Annotated in this window: 18 protein-coding genes; 4 read left to right on the forward strand and 14 right to left on the reverse strand. The window is 56.3% G+C overall.

Annotation, left to right across the window (positions count from 1 at the left end; translation table 11 throughout):
* Nucleotides 1-34 precede the first annotated feature (34 nt).
* A complete protein-coding gene (locus tag NeNHUV3_RS04260) occupies nt 35-514 on the forward strand; it encodes a DUF4174 domain-containing protein (protein ID WP_391482690.1) in 480 nt (159 codons plus the stop codon).
* A gap of 1 nt (nt 515) precedes the next feature.
* Here NeNHUV3_RS04260 and NeNHUV3_RS04265 read toward each other — a convergent pair whose 3' ends face one another.
* The 6 genes from NeNHUV3_RS04265 to NeNHUV3_RS04290 all read right to left on the reverse strand — a co-directional run bounded on the left by NeNHUV3_RS04265 (nt 516) and on the right by NeNHUV3_RS04290 (nt 6,823).
* The gene (locus NeNHUV3_RS04265) at nt 516-2,051 is read right to left on the reverse strand and encodes a hypothetical protein (RefSeq protein ID WP_391482691.1); all 1,536 of its coding nucleotides are present in this window, start codon (nt 2,049-2,051) and stop codon (nt 516-518) included.
* A gap of 5 nt (nt 2,052-2,056) precedes the next feature.
* Complete coding sequence (locus NeNHUV3_RS04270) at nt 2,057-4,057, reverse strand: acetyl-CoA carboxylase biotin carboxylase subunit (RefSeq protein ID WP_391482692.1); 2,001 nt, start codon at nt 4,055-4,057, stop codon at nt 2,057-2,059.
* Nucleotides 4,058-4,132: 75 nt separating this feature from the next.
* On the reverse strand, nt 4,133-4,477 hold the full coding sequence (locus NeNHUV3_RS04275) for a hypothetical protein (RefSeq protein ID WP_048597328.1): 345 nt from the start codon (nt 4,475-4,477) through the stop codon (nt 4,133-4,135).
* 66 nt (nt 4,478-4,543) lie between these two features.
* A complete protein-coding gene (locus NeNHUV3_RS04280) occupies nt 4,544-4,687 on the reverse strand; it encodes a hypothetical protein (RefSeq protein ID WP_177193447.1) in 144 nt (47 codons plus the stop codon).
* Between the two features lie 208 nt (nt 4,688-4,895).
* A complete protein-coding gene (locus tag NeNHUV3_RS04285) occupies nt 4,896-5,294 on the reverse strand; it encodes a DUF6497 family protein (RefSeq protein WP_391482693.1) in 399 nt (132 codons plus the stop codon).
* On the reverse strand, nt 5,291-6,823 hold the full coding sequence (locus tag NeNHUV3_RS04290) for an acyl-CoA carboxylase subunit beta (RefSeq protein WP_391482694.1): 1,533 nt from the start codon (nt 6,821-6,823) through the stop codon (nt 5,291-5,293). The genes NeNHUV3_RS04285 and NeNHUV3_RS04290 overlap by 4 nt, the downstream gene beginning before the upstream one ends.
* A 204-nt stretch (nt 6,824-7,027) precedes the next feature.
* Here NeNHUV3_RS04290 and NeNHUV3_RS04295 point away from each other — a divergent pair, with 204 nt between their 5' ends.
* A complete protein-coding gene (locus NeNHUV3_RS04295) occupies nt 7,028-8,248 on the forward strand; it encodes a multidrug effflux MFS transporter (RefSeq protein WP_391482695.1) in 1,221 nt (406 codons plus the stop codon).
* A gap of 48 nt (nt 8,249-8,296) precedes the next feature.
* Complete coding sequence (locus tag NeNHUV3_RS04300) at nt 8,297-9,676, forward strand: short-chain fatty acyl-CoA regulator family protein (RefSeq protein WP_334066273.1); 1,380 nt, start codon at nt 8,297-8,299, stop codon at nt 9,674-9,676.
* A gap of 7 nt (nt 9,677-9,683) precedes the next feature.
* Here the strand turns inward: NeNHUV3_RS04300 and NeNHUV3_RS04305 are convergent, their stop codons facing one another.
* The 6 genes from NeNHUV3_RS04305 to NeNHUV3_RS04330 form a co-directional block, all read right to left on the reverse strand.
* Nucleotides 9,684-10,337, reverse strand: a complete 654-nt coding sequence (locus NeNHUV3_RS04305; protein ID WP_391482696.1) for a thermonuclease family protein — start codon at nt 10,335-10,337, stop codon at nt 9,684-9,686.
* 61 nt (nt 10,338-10,398) lie between these two features.
* The gene (gene betB / locus NeNHUV3_RS04310; RefSeq protein WP_391482697.1) at nt 10,399-11,850 is read right to left on the reverse strand and encodes a betaine-aldehyde dehydrogenase; all 1,452 of its coding nucleotides are present in this window, start codon (nt 11,848-11,850) and stop codon (nt 10,399-10,401) included.
* A 10-nt stretch (nt 11,851-11,860) separates the two neighbouring features.
* The gene (gene betC, locus NeNHUV3_RS04315; protein WP_341246018.1) at nt 11,861-13,369 is read right to left on the reverse strand and encodes a choline-sulfatase; all 1,509 of its coding nucleotides are present in this window, start codon (nt 13,367-13,369) and stop codon (nt 11,861-11,863) included.
* The gene (locus NeNHUV3_RS04320; protein ID WP_391482698.1) at nt 13,370-14,263 is read right to left on the reverse strand and encodes a DMT family transporter; all 894 of its coding nucleotides are present in this window, start codon (nt 14,261-14,263) and stop codon (nt 13,370-13,372) included. It abuts the gene before it with no gap.
* On the reverse strand, nt 14,260-14,868 hold the full coding sequence (locus tag NeNHUV3_RS04325; RefSeq protein ID WP_391482699.1) for a LysE/ArgO family amino acid transporter: 609 nt from the start codon (nt 14,866-14,868) through the stop codon (nt 14,260-14,262). Before NeNHUV3_RS04325 ends, NeNHUV3_RS04320 begins: the two co-directional genes overlap by 4 nt.
* 93 nt (nt 14,869-14,961) lie before the next feature.
* Entirely contained in the window at nt 14,962-15,711 is a 750-nt protein-coding gene (locus NeNHUV3_RS04330) for a YebC/PmpR family DNA-binding transcriptional regulator (RefSeq protein WP_048597319.1), read from the reverse strand.
* Between the two features lie 108 nt (nt 15,712-15,819).
* Between NeNHUV3_RS04330 and NeNHUV3_RS04335 the strand changes: the two genes are divergently transcribed.
* Nucleotides 15,820-17,592: an SLC13 family permease gene (locus NeNHUV3_RS04335; RefSeq protein ID WP_391482700.1), complete on the forward strand. Its 1,773-nt coding sequence runs from the start codon at nt 15,820-15,822 to the stop codon at nt 17,590-17,592.
* A gap of 8 nt (nt 17,593-17,600) precedes the next feature.
* On the opposite strand, the gene NeNHUV3_RS04340 is transcribed toward NeNHUV3_RS04335, so the two are convergent.
* Nucleotides 17,601-19,382 (reverse strand): SLC13 family permease, encoded by a 1,782-nt coding sequence (locus tag NeNHUV3_RS04340; RefSeq protein WP_391482701.1) that lies wholly within the window; start codon nt 19,380-19,382, stop codon nt 17,601-17,603.
* Nucleotides 19,383-19,490: 108 nt separating this feature from the next.
* On the reverse strand, nt 19,491-20,315 hold the full coding sequence (locus tag NeNHUV3_RS04345) for a TIGR00282 family metallophosphoesterase (protein WP_391482702.1): 825 nt from the start codon (nt 20,313-20,315) through the stop codon (nt 19,491-19,493).
* Nucleotides 20,316-20,350: the final 35 nt, after the last annotated feature.

Here is a 20,350-nt window from a genome sequence, read left to right on the forward strand (position 1 = left end):
GTGCAACGGGAAATTGGTAATTATATCATTACGTATGAAACGAGTTTTAGCTTTCGCGCTTGGCGCATTTATCAGTTGTGGTCCGGCCCTTGCGGCTGACGCCCCCTTGTCACCCGTGCTGTCGCCAGTGGATGAATGGCGCGCTGATCGGGCGGTGGTACTGTCCACAGATGCAGTTAGCCTTGATGATTTCAAATGGCTCGCACGGCCCATTGTTGTTTTCGCCGACAGCCCGAATGACCCGCGTTTCATCGAGCAAATGGAACTGCTTGCCGCCCGCGCAGATGACCTGGCCGAGCGCGACGTGGTTGTGATGGTGGACACAGCGCCTACTGCCAACTCTGCGCTGCGCAAAAAGCTGCGACCACGCGGATTTATGCTGGCGTTGATCGGCAAAGACGGTGGCATCAAACTGCGCAAACCGTTTCCGTGGGACGTACGCGAACTGTCGCGGACCATCGACAAAATGCCCGTGCGCAAGCGTGAAATCCGTGAAGGTCTGACGGCGGAATAACTCATACGCCCTCCTCGGCAAATTCGAAAACCGCGTCCCGCGGTAATCCTTTTTCCCACAAACGAAGCGCCACAGTTAGCGACGTCGTAAACGCGGGATCAGCTGCATAAAACTGCACCTCTGCGCCGCCCAGAAAACCAGCGGGGTTTTGCATGCGCAAAGCACCAAGCCGCGTCCAATCACGGCCCAGCCCCTCATCAATCCAGTGATCATAGACCATCACCAGCGGGACATTCTGCGCGCGTACCAACTCGCCCGCCCAGCCATCTTGCGGCTGGCTCAGGCGCATCTCACGGACCTGCGCATTGGCGAGGCCCCATAAATCCAGCACATAATTGTCATTGCCCCACGCCACGCGACCCAAGTCATTTACCGCTACAGAAGTTTTCGCAAAATCTTGGGCGAACCGCGCCATTTGCGTGTGCTGAAGGTGGATCGCTCGCGGATTGTCGATGAAATCCTTTTGTTGCCAAAGCAGCAGGCCCGAACACGCCGCAATCACCGCCACATTGGGCACACGCCACTGCCCCGCCATGATCAATCCCGCAGCCAGCATCAACAACGCATAGGCCTCATAGCGGTCCATCCAGCCGATCCGTCCTAGCACCAGATGCGCGAACCCTGCCGCTGAAATAGCCAAAGCCGCGCCACGCATCCGTCCAGAGACACCGCGTACCGACAGCAACAGAAAACCGCTGAGCGCAGCCAAAAACAGCCCGCCCGTTTGATTGAGGTTTTGCGCTACACCGCCAAAAAACTGCGCCAAAGCCCCGCCACTTGGGCTGATCCCATCACTAAGTTTTGACACCACCGAGCTTGGCAGGGGTTCAAGTCCCAGACTGCTTAAAAACACCATAAATGCAGTAATCGGCAAAAGGGCAGCGGCACCCATTATCACACCCAGCTTTGGCCGATCAACACCAATCACAACCGCTGCAGCAACAGCCAAGGCAAGCCCCTCAAGACGCAGCGCCGGCGCAAGCAAAATACCCGCCACCAACATCCACGACACACCGCGCCCTTGCACCCATTTTTGTAAACCGGCCACAATCATCAACGTTGCAGCAATGTGGGGGGTGTGTTCCATCGCGGTCATTGTAGCGCCCGCAAGGTTCAATCCCGCAGGCGCCAGCCCGGCGCCGATCAACACCCACACGCGCCCCGCGTTGTCCTCGGGCAAAGCCCGCCAACAGATCAGCGCCCAAACCAAAACCGCCCCAACCATCGCGATCAGATTAAGCGCAAACGGCACCATCCGCCCGATGCTATCTTGGGCAAAAGGCGCCAGAAGAAAGGGATAAAGGGGCGATGAGGCCGCGCTAGCAGCCTCATTTGCGTTCACCCCGTAACCACCAAGCGCAATCTGCTCGGCCATGGCGAGATGGATGTAGACATCATCAAGGGGGTATTCAAACACGCCACCGGCGCGCAAAATTCCCCCACCGATCAGAAAAACCCAGACTGCAGCAACGGGCACCAGCGCCACGAAAGCAACCACCGAATACGGCATGTTATGATACAGCCGTTGCGCAGACATTTGGGTTATTCGAACTCCATGATGATGTCATCAACCGCCAGATTGTCACCCGCAGCGGCGTTGATTTTGGTGATCTTCGTGGTCTTTTCGGCGCGCAGGATGTTCTCCATCTTCATCGCCTCCACGGTGCACAAAGCTTGGCCTTCTTGCACTTCGTCACCAACCGCTACGTCCACTTTCACAATCAATCCGGGCATCGGGCACAGCAGCAGCTTTGATGTATCAGGCGCCACTTTTTCAGGCATCAAACGGGCAAGCTCGGCCTGACGCGGGGTGTAGCACTTCAAGATCACTTCAGCACCACGCCACCGCATGCGGAAACCGGCAGTCACTTTGTTCATCTTGATCAGCATCGGCGCACCGTCAACAAAGACTTCCGCAAGCGTGTCGCCCGGGGTCCATGTGCTTTCAATACGGTGCGTGCTGCCATCATCAAAACGGACACTGGCCCCAGCTTGGTCTGCATCGATGTGCACGGGCATTTCCGTCCCGCCTGTCACGACGACCCAATCTTGGCCAACTTTACGCTCGTGATTGTCCATGCGGCCCGAGACGCGCGTGCGGCGAATTTCGGCAACACGGTACATCGCTGCCGCCGACGCCGCGAGACGCTTAAGATCAGCCTCCGCAAGGGTCACACCTTCAAAACCGTCAGGATATTCTTCCTCAATGAAGGCCGTCGTGATGTTGCCACTTGTGAATTTCTCGTGGTCATAAACCGCTGCAAGGAACGGCAGATTGTGACCAATCCCCTCCATCTCAAAGCCGTCAAGCGCGTTGCGCATATGCTCAATCGCGGTCGCACGGTCAGGGCCCCATGTGCACAGCTTTGCGATCATCGGGTCGTAATACATGCTGATTTCGCCGCCCTCAAAAACACCCGTGTCATTGCGCACAACACGGGTTTCCTCGGCCACTTCAAGCGGCGGGCGGTAGGTTTGCAAACGTCCAATTGACGGCAGGAAGTTGCGATACGGATCTTCCGCATAAAGGCGGCTTTCCATCGCCCAGCCATTCAATTTGATGTCTTCTTGCTTAAGGGACAGTGCCTCGCCGTATGCCACGCGGATCATCTGCTCAACCAAATCAACACCAGTGATCAACTCGGTCACAGGGTGTTCCACCTGAAGGCGTGTGTTCATCTCGAGGAAGTAGAAGTTGCGGTCGCCGTCCACGATAAACTCAACCGTACCAGCGGACGTATAGCCCACAGCAGCGGCCAAGGCGCAGGACTGTTCGCCCATGGCTTTGCGGGTCGCCTCATCCAAAAACGGCGAGGGTGCTTCTTCAATGACTTTTTGGTTGCGGCGCTGAATAGAGCACTCGCGTTCGCCCAAATAAAGCGTGTTTCCATGCGCATCCGCCAGCACCTGAATTTCGATGTGGCGCGGCTGTGTCACAAACTTCTCGATGAAAATGCGGTCATCACCAAAACTGTTGGCCGCCTCATTCTTGGACGACTGGAACCCCTCACGGGCTTCGGTGTCATTCCACGCAATACGCATCCCCTTGCCGCCGCCGCCAGCAGAGGCCTTAATCATCACAGGGTAGCCCACTTGGTTAGAGATTTTGACCGCGTCGTCCGCGTCCTCGATCAGGCCCATGTACCCGGGCACAGTCGATACGTTCGCTTCTTGGGCCAACTTTTTGGATGTGATCTTGTCGCCCATCGCCTCAATCGCGCCAGCGGGTGGCCCGATAAAGGCAACGCCTTCTGCCGCAAGCGCCTCGGCGAAAAGTTTATTCTCAGACAAAAAGCCGTATCCCGGATGGACCGCTTCCGCGCCCGTTTGGCGAATTGCATCCATCACTTTGTCGATCACGATGTAGGACTGATTGGCCGGTGCAGGCCCGATGTGAACCGCTTCATCGGCCATCTTCACGTGCAGCGCGTTGCGGTCAGCGTCCGAATAAATAGCGACAGTCGCAATGCCCATTTTGCGCGCGGTCTTGATAACACGACATGCAATTTCACCGCGGTTGGCGATCAGGATCTTTTTAAACATGGGGTGTCCTTTCATGGGCTGGCCCAAAGGCAGCACCGGTCTTAAATGTCAGAAATTCAAAAGCAAAAGAGCGCATCACACGATCACCTCGGGAAACGAAGCCTGCGCGCGGGCGACATCAATCACCAACATCGCCTCGTAACTTTCAGGATCAAACGGGTCTTCCGCAGGGATCACTTCACGCCCGAAAAACCAGCTTAGGCGGCCCGCATCAAGATTGCCGCGCTCAAAAGGTTGATCGCCGAAATGCTCCCAAAGGGCGCGAATAAAGCCTTCGTCTGCGCGCTTATCGGGCGGACGGCGGTCGCGAAACCGCTCACGCGAGACAAGCTTGGTCGGCCCTGCTTTTGCAGGACGGCGAATGACAAATTGGAAATCAGTCCCAGGTAAACGGCCCGGAAAGCCGCGGTGTTTCAACATACCGCACCCCCTGAATAAGATGCTGCATGGAAGCGGGAGGGCGTAACCGCCATCCCGCGTGAGTAATTACTTGTATTTGCCTGTGAAAGCAGGCTCTTGGCTGATCGGCTCTTGCTCAATGATGACAACATCATCCGCTTGCTTGCCAGCACATGCTGCCAAGAATGCAGTAACCCCAAGAACGGCGACGAGTTTAAGTGTTTGCGACATGAAATACTCCCAGTGCCCAATGCATCTGTACCGGCGTTGCGCCAGCACACTGCGTGCGTGTTAAAGCCTGCCCATGCAGACATAGCCAAAACCATAGTCACTCCAGAGATCAAAAGATACTTTATTTGCAAAATCGCGCGAAATCCCGCTGCAAATTGGTCACAGGTCGGGCGTAGGCGCGCATCAGGATTAATTGCACAGGACCGCATCAGAATTGCTCCCAAACACAGCGCGCACCATCGCGCGAGAACGCCTCAAAGAACTGCGTCGCGCGTGCATCCGCAGCCCCAAACGGCACCGCACGATCCGCAAGGGAGATCACAATCTGCTCAGGACGCAGCGCTTTTTCGTCAAGCCAATGAAGCGCATATTCCTCGCAGAGTTGCTGAAAATCTAACTCAACATCCGCATATTTCAGACCGCCAGCGTCGCGCGTAATCTCAGGGGCAATCAAACGGAACCGCACCACATCCTCTAGGGTCAAAACCTCATGCATCTGCACGGTCTGCCCTGACGGCAACGCTAAATCCGCCACATCCGCCATCGCGAAAGCAAACGATGGCAGCAGCGCCGCGCCCATCAGATATGGCAGACAAGTTCGGATCATAGCGGAATGTTATCGTGCTTTTTCCAAGGGTTGCTTAGCTGTTTGCCGCGCAGGGACGCAAACGCGCGGCACACGCGGCGGCGCGTTGATTGGGGCATGATGACCTCGTCAATAAAGCCCTTCTCGGCGGCCACGAACGGGTTGGCAAAGCGGTCTTCATATTCCGCTGTGCGCGCCGCAATCTTATCCGCGTCACCCAATTCAGAACGGTACAGAATTTCCGTCGCGCCCTTGGCACCCATCACAGCAATCTCCGCTGTGGGCCATGCATAGTTAATGTCGCCGCGCAGGTGCTTGGACGACATCACATCATAGGCACCGCCGTAGGCCTTGCGCGTGATCACTGTTACTTTCGGCACCGTCGCCTCGCCGTAGGCAAAGAGCAGTTTTGCACCGTGCTTGATGACGCCACCGTACTCCTGACTGGTCCCCGGCAAGAAGCCCGGCACGTCAACAAGGGTCAAAATCGGAATTTCAAACGCATCACAGAAGCGCACAAAACGGGCCGCCTTGCGCGAGCTATCAATGTCCACACACCCCGCCAAAACCATCGGCTGGTTGGCCACAACACCAACGGTTGAGCCCTCAAGACGCACAAAACCGGTGATGATGTTCTTGGCGAATTCTTCTTGGATCTCGTAGAAGTCGCCCTCGTCCGCCAGCTTGGTGATCAGCTCTTTCATATCATAAGGCGTGTTCGGGTTGTCAGGGATCAGCGTGCTGAGGCTGTCGTCAATGCGCTGCACGTCGTCATAAAACGGGCGAACTGGCGGCTTTTCTTTGTTGTTAAGCGGCAGCAAATCCACAAGGCGGCGCACTTCGGTTAACGCCTCGACGTCGTTCTCAAATGCCGCATCCGCAACACTTGATTTACGCGTGTGCGTCGACGCACCGCCCAACTCTTCTGCGGTGACCACTTCGTTCGTGACGGTTTTCACAACGTCGGGACCGGTTACAAACATGTAGCTGGTGTCTTTAACCATAAAGATGAAATCAGTCATCGCGGGGCTATAAACAGCGCCACCCGCGCACGGCCCCATGATCACGCTGATTTGCGGGACAACACCGCTGGCCATAATGTTGCGCTGGAACACCTCGCCGTAGGCGGCAAGACTGTCGACACCCTCTTGGATGCGCGCGCCGCCACTGTCATTCAGGCCAATCACGGGTGCGCCGTTTTGCACGGCCATATCCATGATCTTACAGATTTTCTTGGCATGAGTTTCCGAGACCGAGCCACCCAAAACTGTGAAATCCTGTGAAAACACATAGACCATGCGGCCATTGATCGTGCCCCAACCGGTGATGACGCCATCACCCGGATGCTTGGTCTTTTCCATGCCAAATTCGGTGCAGCGGTGCGCCGCGAACATATCAAATTCTTCGAAGCTGCCTTCATCAAGCAACAGATCAATACGCTCGCGCGCGGTCAGCTTGCCTTTGGCGTGTTGTGCTGCGACACGGCGTTCGCCACCACCCATGCGGGCCTCGTCACGGCGGGCCTCAAGTTCACTCAGGATATCTTTCATCGGGTGTCCCCTTTATCAACGCATGGAGTGTCACAAATGCTGCGACTGCACAAAGTTGCGCTGACCATAGGCTTAACCGCGCCCCAACAGAAGGCTTATTTCGCCAAGCTGCGTAGTTTGCATATAATAGCATATGCAAATTGCAAAACTGCGAATATATAAAACCGCTTCCCCTTGCCGCCCCAAACCCGCTAAAGCAAAGTCATGAAGTTTACCATGCAGCCAGCGCGTAAGGCTCCCCACATCGCAACCCTCATCTCGCTCGCAGGCATCTCTGCGCTGACGATGAACATCTTTCTGCCCTCGCTGCCAACGATGACGGCACACTTCGGGGCGGACTACGCAGTGATGCAGCTGTCAGTCGCGCTTTATCTTGCGGTAAGTGCCGCGCTGCAGATCGTTATTGGCCCGCTGTCTGACAGATACGGCCGCCGGCCGGTGCTGCTGTGGGGGCTTTCTCTTTTTTGTCTGGCAACGCTTGGCACCCTTGTGGCCCCAACGACCGAATGGTTCCTGGCCGCGCGCATGGCACAGGCAGTGATGGCCGTAGGGCTAGTGCTGTCGCGTGCCGTGGTCCGCGACATGGTGCCCACGGATCAAGCCGCCAGCATGATCGGATATGTAACCATGGGCATGTCGATCGTGCCGATGATTGGCCCCGGCATCGGCGGCGTTCTGGATCAAGCGTTTGGATGGCAGGCCAATTTCTGGCTGCTGCTCGGGCTTGGTGTGGCGATGCTTTACGCCGTTTATGTGGATCTGGGGGAAACACTTCCCGCAGACCGTTTGGGCGCCGGCCAAAGTTTTCGCGCCCAAATCCGCGACTATCCCCATTTGCTTCTCTCACAACGCTTCTGGGGCTACTGCCTTGCGTCTGCCTTCGCATCGGGCGCGTTTTTCGCCTACCTTGGTGGCGCGCCGTTTGTGGGCACGACCCTTTTTGACCTTGATCCAGCAATGCTTGGCTTTTTGTTTGGCGCACCAGCGTTGGGGTATTTTGCAGGCAATTGGATCACAGGCAAATACGCAGCCCGCGTCGGCGTGAACATGATGGTGCTTGTGGGCGCTATTTTGATCACCCTTGGAATGACACTTTTGTTCCTGACCTTTCTGGCGGGCATCCAAACGGAGTTGGTCTTTTTCGGCTTCATGACAACCGTGGGATTGGGCAACGGCATGGTCATCCCCAACGCCACTGCGGGCATGCTAAGCGTGCGTCCACAACTTGCGGGCACTGCATCTGGTCTGGGAAGCGCCATCATGATCGGCGGTGGTGCTGCGTTGTCGGCCATGGCGGGCATCATGCTGAATGAAGAGACCGGCGCATGGCCACTGCTGTGGATCATGATGCTGACGTCGTTCGCCGCACTGGCGTGTATCCTCTACACAATTCACAGAGAGCGCCAATTGGCCCGCCAAGCGTAACTTTGCAAACCCATTGATTAACCGCAGCGTATTTGCAAATATTTTGGGATGGCACAGCAAAAACTCTACGCTGGCGTAAAGCTACGCGACATCCGAACCAAGCACGGCCTGACCCAAAAGCTTTTCGCTGAGCGGTTGGGCGTGTCCTTGAGCTATCTAAACCAGATGGAAAACAACAACCGCCCCCTTGCGACGGGGGTTGTCTTGGCGCTGGCGTCCGAGTTTGGGTATGACGTGCGCGGCCTATCCATGGGCGAGGCCGAGCGGATGGTCACGGATATCCGCGAGGCCTTGGCCGATCCCGTTTTCCCCGATCAAGTCCCCCTGCCCGACCTTCAATTAATCAGCTCAAACGCACCTGCTTTTGCCAAGTCGTTTCTGGATTTGCACAAAGCCTACCGCGAAGTGCACGACAGGCTTGCCTCGCTCGACGAGGCCCTCGGGCGCGATGGCACGGGGCTGCGCCTGTCGCCGTGGGAAGAAGTGCGCGACTTTTTTCACTATTGCGACAACTACATTGATGCAGTCGATGTGGCTGCTGAAAACTTTGCATTGCGTAAACTGACCCTGGATGAGGCATTTGACGAGATCGGCGTGATGTTGCTGCGCACGGACGCAGGCCCGTTGCGGCGCTATGATCCGGCCACGCGCTGTTTGCGCATTTCTGAACGCGCAAGCCCCGCCACTTACCGCTTTCAGGCACTGGTGCAAATTGCCCTACTGACCCACGACAAGCTGCTTGAGGCGACCCTTGATCTGGCCCGCTTTCAAACGACTGAGGCGCGCGACATTGCCAAGATTGGTCTTGCTAACTATTTCGCGGGCGCTGCGATGATGCCATACGGCGAGTTTTTGGATGTGGCGCGCAGTACTCGCCATGATCTTGAACGGTTGGCCGCGCATTTCGGCGCCTCAATCGAGCAGGTCGCACACCGGCTTTCCACCCTGCAGCGGCCCGGTGCCAAAGGGATTCCGTTCTTCTTTGTGCGCGTTGATCCGGCAGGCACGATCACCAAACGTCACTCCTCTACAAGGCTGCAATTCGCCCGCTTCGGTGGGGCCTGCCCACTTTGGAATGTCCACCGCGCTTTTGAAACGCCGGGGCGTTTCTTGCGCCAACTGGCCGAAACCCCTGATGGGCATCGCTACATCAGCATCGCCCGTGACGTCAGTAAATCAGGTGGTGCTTTTGATGCACCCACGCGCCGCTATGCCATTGCCCTTGGCTGCGAAGTGCAGCATGCACCGCAAATCATTTACGCCGACGGAATGGATATTTCGGGGCCCCATGTTTTTGAACCGATCGGCGTGTCGTGCCGTATTTGTGAGCGGTCAAATTGCCACCAACGATCTGTTCCGCCCCTTGAGCGCAGCTTGAACGCGGACCCAAATAGTCGTGAAATCCTGCCTTACACGTTGGACCCGTAACCGCGCATCATTGCCCCGCACGCCGCCAACCTGCGCGCTGCGCTTCAGATGCCGAGCAAAACCAGCGCTCGCCGCGGTTTTCATTGATGCCCGTGCGCGCGTAGAACCGATCGCCGGGCATGTGATAGATGTGGCCGTTCTTTGAGATGTTGCCTTTGATCGCACAGTTTGGGTCCGGTGCATCACGGCCACGGGCCGCTTGTTGGCGCGCCACGGCGGGACGTTCGTAGGTACTTGACCAGAGGCCGCGGTTTTGCACGGAAGCCGATTTTTCAAGGGTGACGTAATCGCGTGAGTATTTCACGTAGGCCAGCGCCAATCCACCAGCCACAAGTTCTGCGCCCACGTCGCGGCCCGCTACGAAACATTTGGCCACGATTCGGCCATACCGGTCCACATCACGGGTTTTGCAGGTTGCGCGCTGGCCTTGGTAACGGGCGCGCACTTCGTCTTGGACATAGGTGCCGCAGTCCCACCGCACGCCCTGTGCAGAGCGGCAGGTTTGGCCTACTTCGACCGCATCAATGCCGTGCAACCGCACACGTTCGCCGCCCACATCGAAGGTGTCGCCATCAATCACACGAATGACACCTGACGGGTCAGCCGTAGCAAGTGTTGCTGAAAACAGGGTCAGAAAAAGGAAAAAGGCACATCTTACCATTTCGTTAAGATGTGCCCCAACGCCCCATGGCGCAAGTCAAATCGGGCGAAAGGTTAACCGTTTAAAACGGGGCCTCAACGTCCCCCATTGCCACGTAGACGGTCTTTACTTCCGAGTAGTGATTGATCGCCTCTTTCGAGTTTTCGCGGCCCACACCGGAGGCTTTCGCACCGCCAAAGGGGGCCTCAACAGGGGCAAGGTTATAGGTGTTGATGTAGCACGTGCCTGCCTCAAAGCCTTTCACCACGCGGTGCGCGCGGGTGATGTCTTTGGTAAACACCCCTGCGGCCAGCCCGAATTCCGTGTCATTTGCGCGGGCCAGAACTTCTTCTTCGGAGGTGAATGACAACACGGACATCACGGGGCCGAAAATTTCCTCGCGGGCAATTGTCATGTCATCTGTGACGTCCGCGAACACAGTCGGCTGAAGGTAGAACCCTTCTTGGTCCAGCTGTTTGCCGCCATAGACCAGACGCGCGCCATCGGCCTCGCCTTTGGCGATGAAGCCTTTGACGATCTCCATTTGCGCGGCGCTGACCATGGGGCCGAAAGTTGTTTCAGGGTCCATCGGATCACCGATGATTGCCGTATCGAGGCGCGCGCAGAGCCGCTCAAGAAACTGCTCAAGAATGTCTGCATGCACAAAGACACGGGTGCCGTTTGAGCACACCTGACCTGAGGAATAGAAATTGCCCAAGATTGCGCCACTTACGGCGTTTTCAATATCAGCGTCCTCAAAAACGATCATGGGGGATTTGCCGCCAAGCTCCATCGTGACGTGCTTCATCTGCGTCGCAGCGGCCGCGTAGACCTTGCGTCCCGTTGGCACAGAGCCCGTCAACGACACTTTGTTGACGCGCGGTTCGCCCACCAGTTTTGCCCCCACATCACCCAAGCCTTGGACCACGTTGTAAAGGCCCGCAGGGGCGCCTGCTTCGATCATGATTTCCGCAACTTTCAACGCACAAAGCGGTGTGGTTTCGGATGGTTTGAAGATCATAGCGTTGCCGCAGGCCAAGGCGGGCGCGCCTTTCCAGCACGCAATCTGCGTGGGGTAGTTCCACGCGCCAATCCCAACGCAAAGCCCCAATGGCTCACGCACCGTGTAGACGAAATCATCGCCCAGCTGGATGTGCTCGCCTGTCAATGAGCCTGCCAGCCCGCCGAAATACTCAAGCGCGTCCGCACCAGACGTGGCATCCGCGACAGAGGTTTCCGAGTAGGGTTTGCCCGTGTCATAGGTCTCGAGGACAGACAGATCATGGTTGCGCGCGCGCATGATGTCAGCGGCCCGTCGCAACACGCGGCCACGCTCTGTGCCGGTCATCGCGGCCCACTCTTTTTGCGCCCGAAGACCGCTTTGCACCGCCGCTTCGATCACCGCATCAGTGGCCGAATGAACTGTGGCCACTACTTCGCCAGTTGCGGGGTAAATCACGTCGATTGGCGTGCCCGCAGTATCTTCGAGGTATTTGCCGTCCACAAAATGGCTCGCCTTGGGTTGGGTTTGCATGATGCTCTTCTTACTCGCCGCGCGGGAAGCGTTTGTTTTCTTCCAGCACGTTCAGATCCATATGGTTGCGCATGTATTGCTCGGATGCGCGCTTGAGCGGCTGATAGTCCCAAGGGTAGTAATCGCCGTTGCGAAGCGCCTCGTAGACCACCCACCGTTTGGCCTGTGAGTGGCGCACATCTGCATCAAAACGGGCAAGGTCCCAACGGGCTTCTGACTTGGCGCGCAGGGTTTGCAACGTGCCTTGATGCGCAGGGTCTTCTGCCAAGTTCGTCAGTTCGTGCGGGTCATCTTCAAGGTTAAAAAGCTGATCCGCATCAAGGGCACAGCGGTTGTATTTCCACGGGCCATAGCGCAGCGAGACAAGCGGCGCGTAAGAGGCCTCGGCGGCGTATTCCATTGCAACGGGCTCGGTCCGCTCAACGCCCTGCCCCATCGGAACTAGCGACTGACCTGCGGTCCATGGCATAACCTCATCCATACTGACACCCGCCAGATCACATAAGGTCGGGCATACGTCGATGTTGCTAACGGGGGTCTCGTGAAGGCCCGCCTCCATTTGCGGGGCACAGATCATCATAGGCACCCGCGACGATCCTTCATAGAACGACATTTTGAACCACAACCCACGCTCGCCCAGCATATCACCGTGGTCTGAAACAAAGACGATGATCGCTTCTTGGCGGGTATCTTCAAGCACCTGAAGCAGTTCCCCAACTTTGTCATCAAGGTACGAGATGTTGGCAAAATACGCTTGGCGCGAGCGGCGGATATCTTCTTTCGTGATGTCAAAACTGCGCCAATCGTTCGCATCGAAAATACGCTTGGAGTGGGTGTCGTGATCTTCGTAATCCATCGCCGGAATTTCCGGTTCAAGATGCTCACAATCCTCATAAAGGTCCCAATATTTCTTGCGCGCCACATAAGGGTCATGGGGGTGCGTGAAGCTGACGGTCATGCACCACGGACGCTCATCAAGCCCACGGGAAAACTCGTAAAGTTTGGTCTTTGCGTTATAGGCGACCTCGTCATCATATTCCATTTGGTTGGACGTTTCAGCCACCCCAGCACCGGTCACAGAGCCCATATTGTGATACCACCAATCAATCCGCTCACCGGGTTTGCGGTAATCGGGGGTCCAGCCGAAATCAGCGGGATAAATGTCTGTGGTCAGACGTTCCTCAAAGCCGTGCATCTGATCTGGGCCAACAAAGTGCATCTTGCCTGACAAGCAGGTCCGGTAGCCAGCGCGGCGCAGATGATGCGCATAAGTTGGCACGCTTGACGGAAACTCGGCCGCGTTGTCGTAAACACCTGTGGCGGAAGGCAACTGCCCCGACATGAACGCAGCCCGGCCCGGCGCGCAAAGCGGGCTTGCCGTGTAGGCGTTTTTGAAACGGGTTGAACGCGCCGCAAGCTTTTTGAGGTTTGGTGCATGAAGCCACTCTGCGGGACCATCGGGAAAGAGTGTGCCGTTCAACTGGTCAACCATAAGAATTAGGATATTCGGCTTCATTATTTATACCTTCGTTTCATGAGTAACTGGCGTGACGGCGCGCTTTTTCTGCGCCTCGCGCCACGTGATAAATATGACGGATGCGACAATGACTAGCCCGCCAAAAACGACCCAAGCATCAACAGGTTCGCCAAAAACCACAACCCCTAGAAGCGTCGCCCAGACAAGCTGTAGGAACGTTGCGGGCTGAGTCACGGTGACCGGGGCCGCCGCGAATGCAAGCGTCATGGTGTAGTGACCAGCGGTGGCAAAACACGCAACGCCAAATAAGATAACGATGTCGTGAAAACTGACCGGCACCCAGACTGCATAGGCAAAAGGCGCAAGGCCAATTGTCACCGTGATCGAGAGCATGCCAACAATCACCGCCGGTCCAAGCTGTCCGCTGAGTTGTTTGGCCAGAAGATATCCTGCGCCGAAACCAAAAGCCGTAAACAGCATTGCGATATGGCCGATATCAACTTCCCGAAATCCCGGGCGCAGAATGATCAGCGCGCCAACCAGCGCACAGATAATCGCAGCGATCCGCGGCAGGGCAAGCTTTTCACCCAAAAACAGCGCCGCACCGATGGTGACATAAACAGGTCCTAGGTAATTCATCGCCGTGACCTCGGCCAAGGGGATGCGCGTCATTGCATAAAACCAACAGATCACCGCAAGCGTGTGTACAAATCCGCGAGCTGAAAACAGGACCAACTGGCGCTTGGTCAAATGCGCATCAAGGATCGGCTTGATCATTGGGATCAGGAACACCAACCCAAGCAGATACCGCAAAAACGCGCTTTGTGCGGCGGGCACGCGGCCATCCGTGTATTTGACCAACGCCGTGACAGTCACGAACATCACACCCGTGACAACCATCCAGAAAATACCGCGGCGCGCAGAAGGTTGGGTCATGGCAGCAACAACTTAAGCGCAATCGCCCACATCAACAGCCCCACACCGGCATCCAAGATTTGCCAACTGCGCGGCTTGGCAAAGAAAGGTGTCAGCAACCGCGCGCCATAGCCGAGGGTGAAGAAAAACGAAAAGCTGGCCAAAATTGCCCCGATGCCAAAAGCCATTTTATCATCATATTCCGCCGACACCGATCCGATCAGAATGACCGTATCAAGATACACATGCGGGTTTAGCCATGTGATGGCTGCTACCGCGGCCAAAGCACCAATCAGCGGTATGCGTTGCCCTTCCGATGGTACCAGCGCTTGCCCGCCTTTATAAGCAGACAGAAAACTACGCGCGCCATAGGCGATTAAGAACGCCGCACCACCGTATGTGAAAAGCGGCTCAACCCAAGGTGCCGCATTCGTCATGGCTGTAAATCCCATGACCCCTGCTGTGATCAAAATGGCATCTGAAGTTGCGCAGAACAGCACCAGTGGCAGGACATGCTCGCGGCGTACGCCAAAGCGCAACACCAAAGCGTTTTGCGCCCCAATCGCCACGATCAATGACAAAGCAACACCATAGCCCGCGAAAAACGCACCGTTCACCATGGGCATACCCTCTTCTTCTCTTGTTCAAAAATATCCAGAATAAAAAATGCCGCGACCCAGAGCCGCGACATTAGAACCTTACAGAGCTAGTAGCTGGGTTTACTCACTGCCCAGTTGCTCCATGACCTCGTCGCTGGCCTCGAAGTTGGCGGTGACTGTTTGCACGTCATCATCGTCTTCAAGCGCTTCGATCAGGCGCATCAGCTTTTGCATACCTTCAAGATCAAGTTCTGTCGTCGTTGTGGGTTTCCAGATCAGTTTTGTGCTGTCTGACTCGCCCAATTCAGCCTCAAGCGCTTGGGATACCGCGTGCAAATCTGTGTCGGCGCAATAGACCACGTGGCCTTCTTCATCGCTTTCCACATCTTCGGCACCAGCTTCAATTGCCGCCATCATAACTGTGTCGTTGTCGCCTACGGATGCTGGGTAGCTAACTGCGCCTTTGCGGTCGAACATAAAGCCCACACTACCGGTTTCGCCCAAGTTGCCACCTGATTTGGTGAAAGTTGAACGCACGGTGCTGGCTGTGCGGTTGCGGTTGTCGGTCATCGTCTCGACGATCACAGCAACGCCACCTGGGCCGTAGCCTTCGTAGCGGATCTCATCGTAATTTTCCGCATCACCACCTTGGGACTTCTTGATCGCGCGATCAATTACGTCCTTGGGAACCGATTGTGATTTGGCTTCTTTCACCGCAAGACGCAGGCGCGGGTTGTTGTCTGGATCAGGGTCGCCCATTTTGGCGGCCACGGTGATCTCTTTTGCGAGCTTGGAAAACAGCTTTGAGCGCAGCTTATCCTGACGGCCCTTGCGGTGCTGAATATTCGCCCATTTTGAGTGGCCAGCCATGTGCCATCCTCCCTCTTTAATCTAGTGTTGCTGCCTTATAGCCCCGCGTGAAAGCGGGTTGCAATGGGCAGGGGCTTGCTTTCACATGACCCAAACGGAGCGTGCCTTATGACGATTGATCAAATTATCCTTTTCACTCTTTTTGGTGCCGTGTTCGGCATGCTTCTTTGGGGGCGGTTTCGCTATGATCTGGTGGCATTTGCTGCCCTGATGATCGGGGTAGTGTTGGGCGTTGTGCCTACCAAGGATGCGTTCAGCGGTTTCGGTCATCCAGCCACTTTGGTGGTAGCCCTCGTTTTGATTGTGTCTGCGGGTCTGGTCAGATCAGGCGCGGTTTACTTGATCACCCGCACTTTGGTGGACGCCACACGGGGACTTGGCGGGCATATCGCGTTGATGGGCGGTATCGGCGGGGTGTTATCAGCCTTTATGAACAACGTGGCGGCGCTGGCACTTTTGATGCCAGTCGACATTCAAACCGCGCGCAAAGCAGGCCGTGCGCCGGGGCTATCCCTGATGCCTTTGTCGTTTGCAACAATCCTTGGGGGCATGGCCACGCTGATTGGGACACCCCCGAATATCATCATTGCAACGATCCGCGAAGAAAGCCTTGGTGAGCCGTTCAAGATGTTCGACTTCGCCCCTGTTGGCGGGATAACGGCCATCGCCGGTTTGGCATTTGTGGCGCTAATCGGGTGGCGATTAATCCCCAGTAAAGCCGGTAGCACCAACACCGCAGATGAGTTTGCCTCATATATCGCCGAGTTGACTGTACCTGAGGACAGCAAACATATCGGCAAAACCGTGGCCGAGCTTGATGAGGTGGCCGAGAAAAACGACGTGGCAATTTTGGGACTGATCCGCGATGGCAAACGCCTGCGCGGGCTGTCCAAAACCCGCACGTTGAAAGCGGCTGACGCCTTAGTGATCGAAGCCTCCCCCGAGGCATTGGATGAATTCCGTGCAGCCCTTTCGTTGGATTTTGCAGATGAACGCCGCGAAGAATTACTACGCGCCGATGGGGCCGGACTAAACGTCATAGAAATTGTTGTGACCGATGGGTCACGTCTGAACGGCCGTACCGCGCAGGCCGTGGGTATGTCATGGCGACGGCGGGCCATTTTGATGGGCATCAGCCGCGAAGGCCGCGCAATCAAAAGCCAAATCCGCCAAACACCCCTTAAGCCCGGTGATATCTTGCTGGTGTTACTGCCCGATGGAACCGAGGCTGATGTCACTGATTGGCTTGGATGTCTGCCCCTTGCGGACCGTGGTCTTAGTGTGACCCAAGACAATAAAGTGTGGGTGGCGATTGGACTTTTCGCAGCTGCGGTCATTGCCGCCTCTCTTGGCTGGATTTACCTGCCCATCGCCCTTGGTATTGTGGTCATCGGTTTTGTTTTGTTGAAGATCATTCCGATCCGCGAAGTGTATGACCATATCGAATGGCCCGTGGTGGTCCTGCTTGGTTCAATGATCCCGCTTGGCGCTGCCCTTGAGACATCGGGCGGCACAGAATTGATCGCGGACGGCTTGATTGATCTGACAACGGGCCTGCCCGCATGGGCTATTTTGACAGTGCTGATGATTGTAACCATGACCCTGTCTGACGTGCTGAACAACACCGCAACGACCATTGTTGCGGCCCCGATTGGCATCCAGATGGCGCAGTCTTTGGGCGTGAACCCCGATCCATTTTTGATGGCTGTAGCAGTGGCCGCATCATCGGCGTTTCTCACCCCAATCGGGCACAAGAATAACACCCTTATTCTGGGGCCTGGGGGCTACAGTTTCGGGGACTACTGGCGGATGGGATTGCCGCTTGAAATTCTTGTTGTCGGTGTGTCCATCCCAGCCATCTTGGTGTTCTGGCCGCTATAACTAGGCAGCTAGAACGGCCACAAGATTGGAATAATCGCACTTGCCAGCACACCAATTGACAGGTTCAGCGGAATACCCACCCGCATGAAATCTTTGAAATGATATCCGCCGGGACCATAGACCAGCATATTCGTTTGATAGCCTATTGGCGTGGCAAAACTGGCGCTGGCCGCAACCATCACGGCCACAACCAGCGGGCGTGGATCAATCCCTAATTGGGTCGCGACACCAATGGCCACGGGGGTGACAACCACTGCAACGGCGTTGTTGCTGACCAGCTCCGTCAAAACAGAGGTGATCAGATAAATCACCCACACCAACAAGAAGGGTGGCAAGATCGCCAAAGCGGGCTCAAGAATGCCAACGATCAACGACACCGCCCCCGATGATTGCAACGCAGCACCCACCGCGAGCATTGCAAAAATTAGCGCCAACAAACGGCCATCCACAAAACCAAAGGCCTCCTCTGCATCGATGCAGCGGGTGGCCAAAACAACTGCAACTGCAACAATCGCCAACAAGAAAATCGGCGCAACACCAAGGCCAGCAAGAGCCACGATCGCGACAAGGGCCGCTAGGGCGATGGGCGCTTTGCTGCGGCGTAAGGCGCGGTCCGATGGCTGGCTGACGTCGACCAAATCCATCTCTTCGGCAAGGCGGGAAATATCTGCTGCCGCGCCCTCAATCAGCAACGTGTCCCCGACCCGCACCACAATATCATCAAGGCCGCGCCCGATGTTTTGGTTACGGCGGTGTACGGCCAAGGGATACACACCAAAACGGCGACGCAGCCGCATCGCCCCGAGGGAGCGACCAACCATTTTACACCCCGGTGTAATCAGCACCTCAACGGTGCTTGTCTCAACAGAGCTAAGCTTATCGACTGTTGCCACATCTTTACTGGCTTGGATGCCCAGCAACTCGGACATCTCGGTGCGCAATACCACGCGGTCTCCTGCCTCAAGGCTGACGGATGGCAGATTGCGGCGCAAAGACAGATCACCGCGCAGAACATCAACCAGGCGCACACCTTCACGCTTGAACATATCCACGTTAACCACCTGCTGGCCGATCAACCCCGACCCTTCGGGCAGTGCGACTTCGGTGAAAAACTTCATCTTACTGCGGCCGCCCAGAAGGCCCGCCATGCTGTCACGGTCAGGTAGCAACATCGGTGCGATCACCCCAAGATACACCATACCCCACGCCACCAAGATGATACCAAGAGGCGTGATCTCAAAGATTGTGAAAGGCGCCAGCCCTTCCGCCCGCGCAACACCGTCCACCAGCAGGTTTGTCGACGTGCCGATCAACGTCAGCGTGCCGCCCATCACCGCCGCATAGCTAAGCGGGATCAGAAGTTTCGAGGGTTTCTTGCCAAGCTTTCTGGCCAACTGGATAAACACAGGGATCATCACAACAACCACAGGCGTGTTGCTAACAAACGCGCTGGCAATTACCACGAACCCGATCAGTCCACCCACCGCGAGAGCAGGGTTTTTATCCGCATGCCGCTCGGCCAAATGGGTAAAAGCCGCCAGAGCTCCGGTTCGCACCAAAGCCCCCATCACGATAAACATCGCGGCAATTGTCCACGGCGCAGGGTTGGCCAACACATCCACCGCCGCCTGATAGGGCAACACACCCAAAGCCAACAGTACCGCAACGCCCAAAATCGCGACCACTTCGGTGGGAAAGGCTTCGCGCATAAACAGCACAAACATCCCCACAACAACCGCCAGCGTGATAACCGCTTGGCCCGTCTGCCCAAGGGAAAAAAGTTCAATCATGATGCTACCTTACTCAATAGACTTGTCCGTAAGTATAGCGCGTCTGTCTTGCGCGCAAAAGAAATGCTTGCGCGTGCTTGGGGCTTATTTTTGCGAGGTAAAAACGATCTAAGTCAGCGGGCTTGGCCCAGATTGCTGAAGCCGTCCCCCGATGCGCACCATCTCGACGCGCAGCGCCTTGCCCGTGGCATCATCAGTCTCAACATAAAGGCCCGCGCACGTGCCCGCCTCAGCCGCCGGTTCAAAACGCCCCTTACCCATGCCCGTCACAAAACGGCGCAACGGTTCTTTTTTGTCCATGCCAATTACTGAATTGTAATCGCCGCACATGCCCGCATCTGCCTGAAAGGCTGTACCGCTTGGCAAAATCTGCGCATCACCGGTTGGCACATGGGTGTGCGTCCCCACAACGACGCTGGCGCGCCCGTCACAAAAATGCCCCATGGCCATCTTCTCGGATGTTGCCTCGCAATGCACATCGACCAAAATGGCCTGCACCTGACCGCCCAGTGGGTGGCGCGACAACACCGCATCGATGGCCGAAAACGGATCATCAAACGCACGCTTCATGAAGACTTGTCCCAAAACCTGAGTAACCAAAATGCGCTTGCGGCTAGCGGTTTCGAAAATGCGCACGCCGCGGCCCGGTGCTTGCTTGGCAAAGTTCAAAGGGCGAATGATGCGGGTCTCTTTTTCGGCGTATTGCAGCATGTCTCGCTGATCAAAAGCATGATCACCAAGCGTCAGACAATCGGCCCCTGCTTCAAACAGCAACTTGGCATGGGCTTCGTTCAGACCTGCGCCATTGGTTGCATTTTCGCCGTTCACCACAACAAAATCGAGGCCCCATTGCACGCGCATCTTTGGCAGATGTTCGACCACAGCACTGCGGCCAGAGCGGCCAACGACGTCACCTAAAAAGAGTATCTTCATAGGGCCCCTGCCTAGGCCTAGTCGCCGGTGTGAGC

It is taken from the genome of Nereida sp. NH-UV-3 (assembly GCF_042939535.1).
Classification (GTDB): Bacteria; Pseudomonadota; Alphaproteobacteria; order Rhodobacterales; family Rhodobacteraceae; genus Nereida; species Nereida ignava.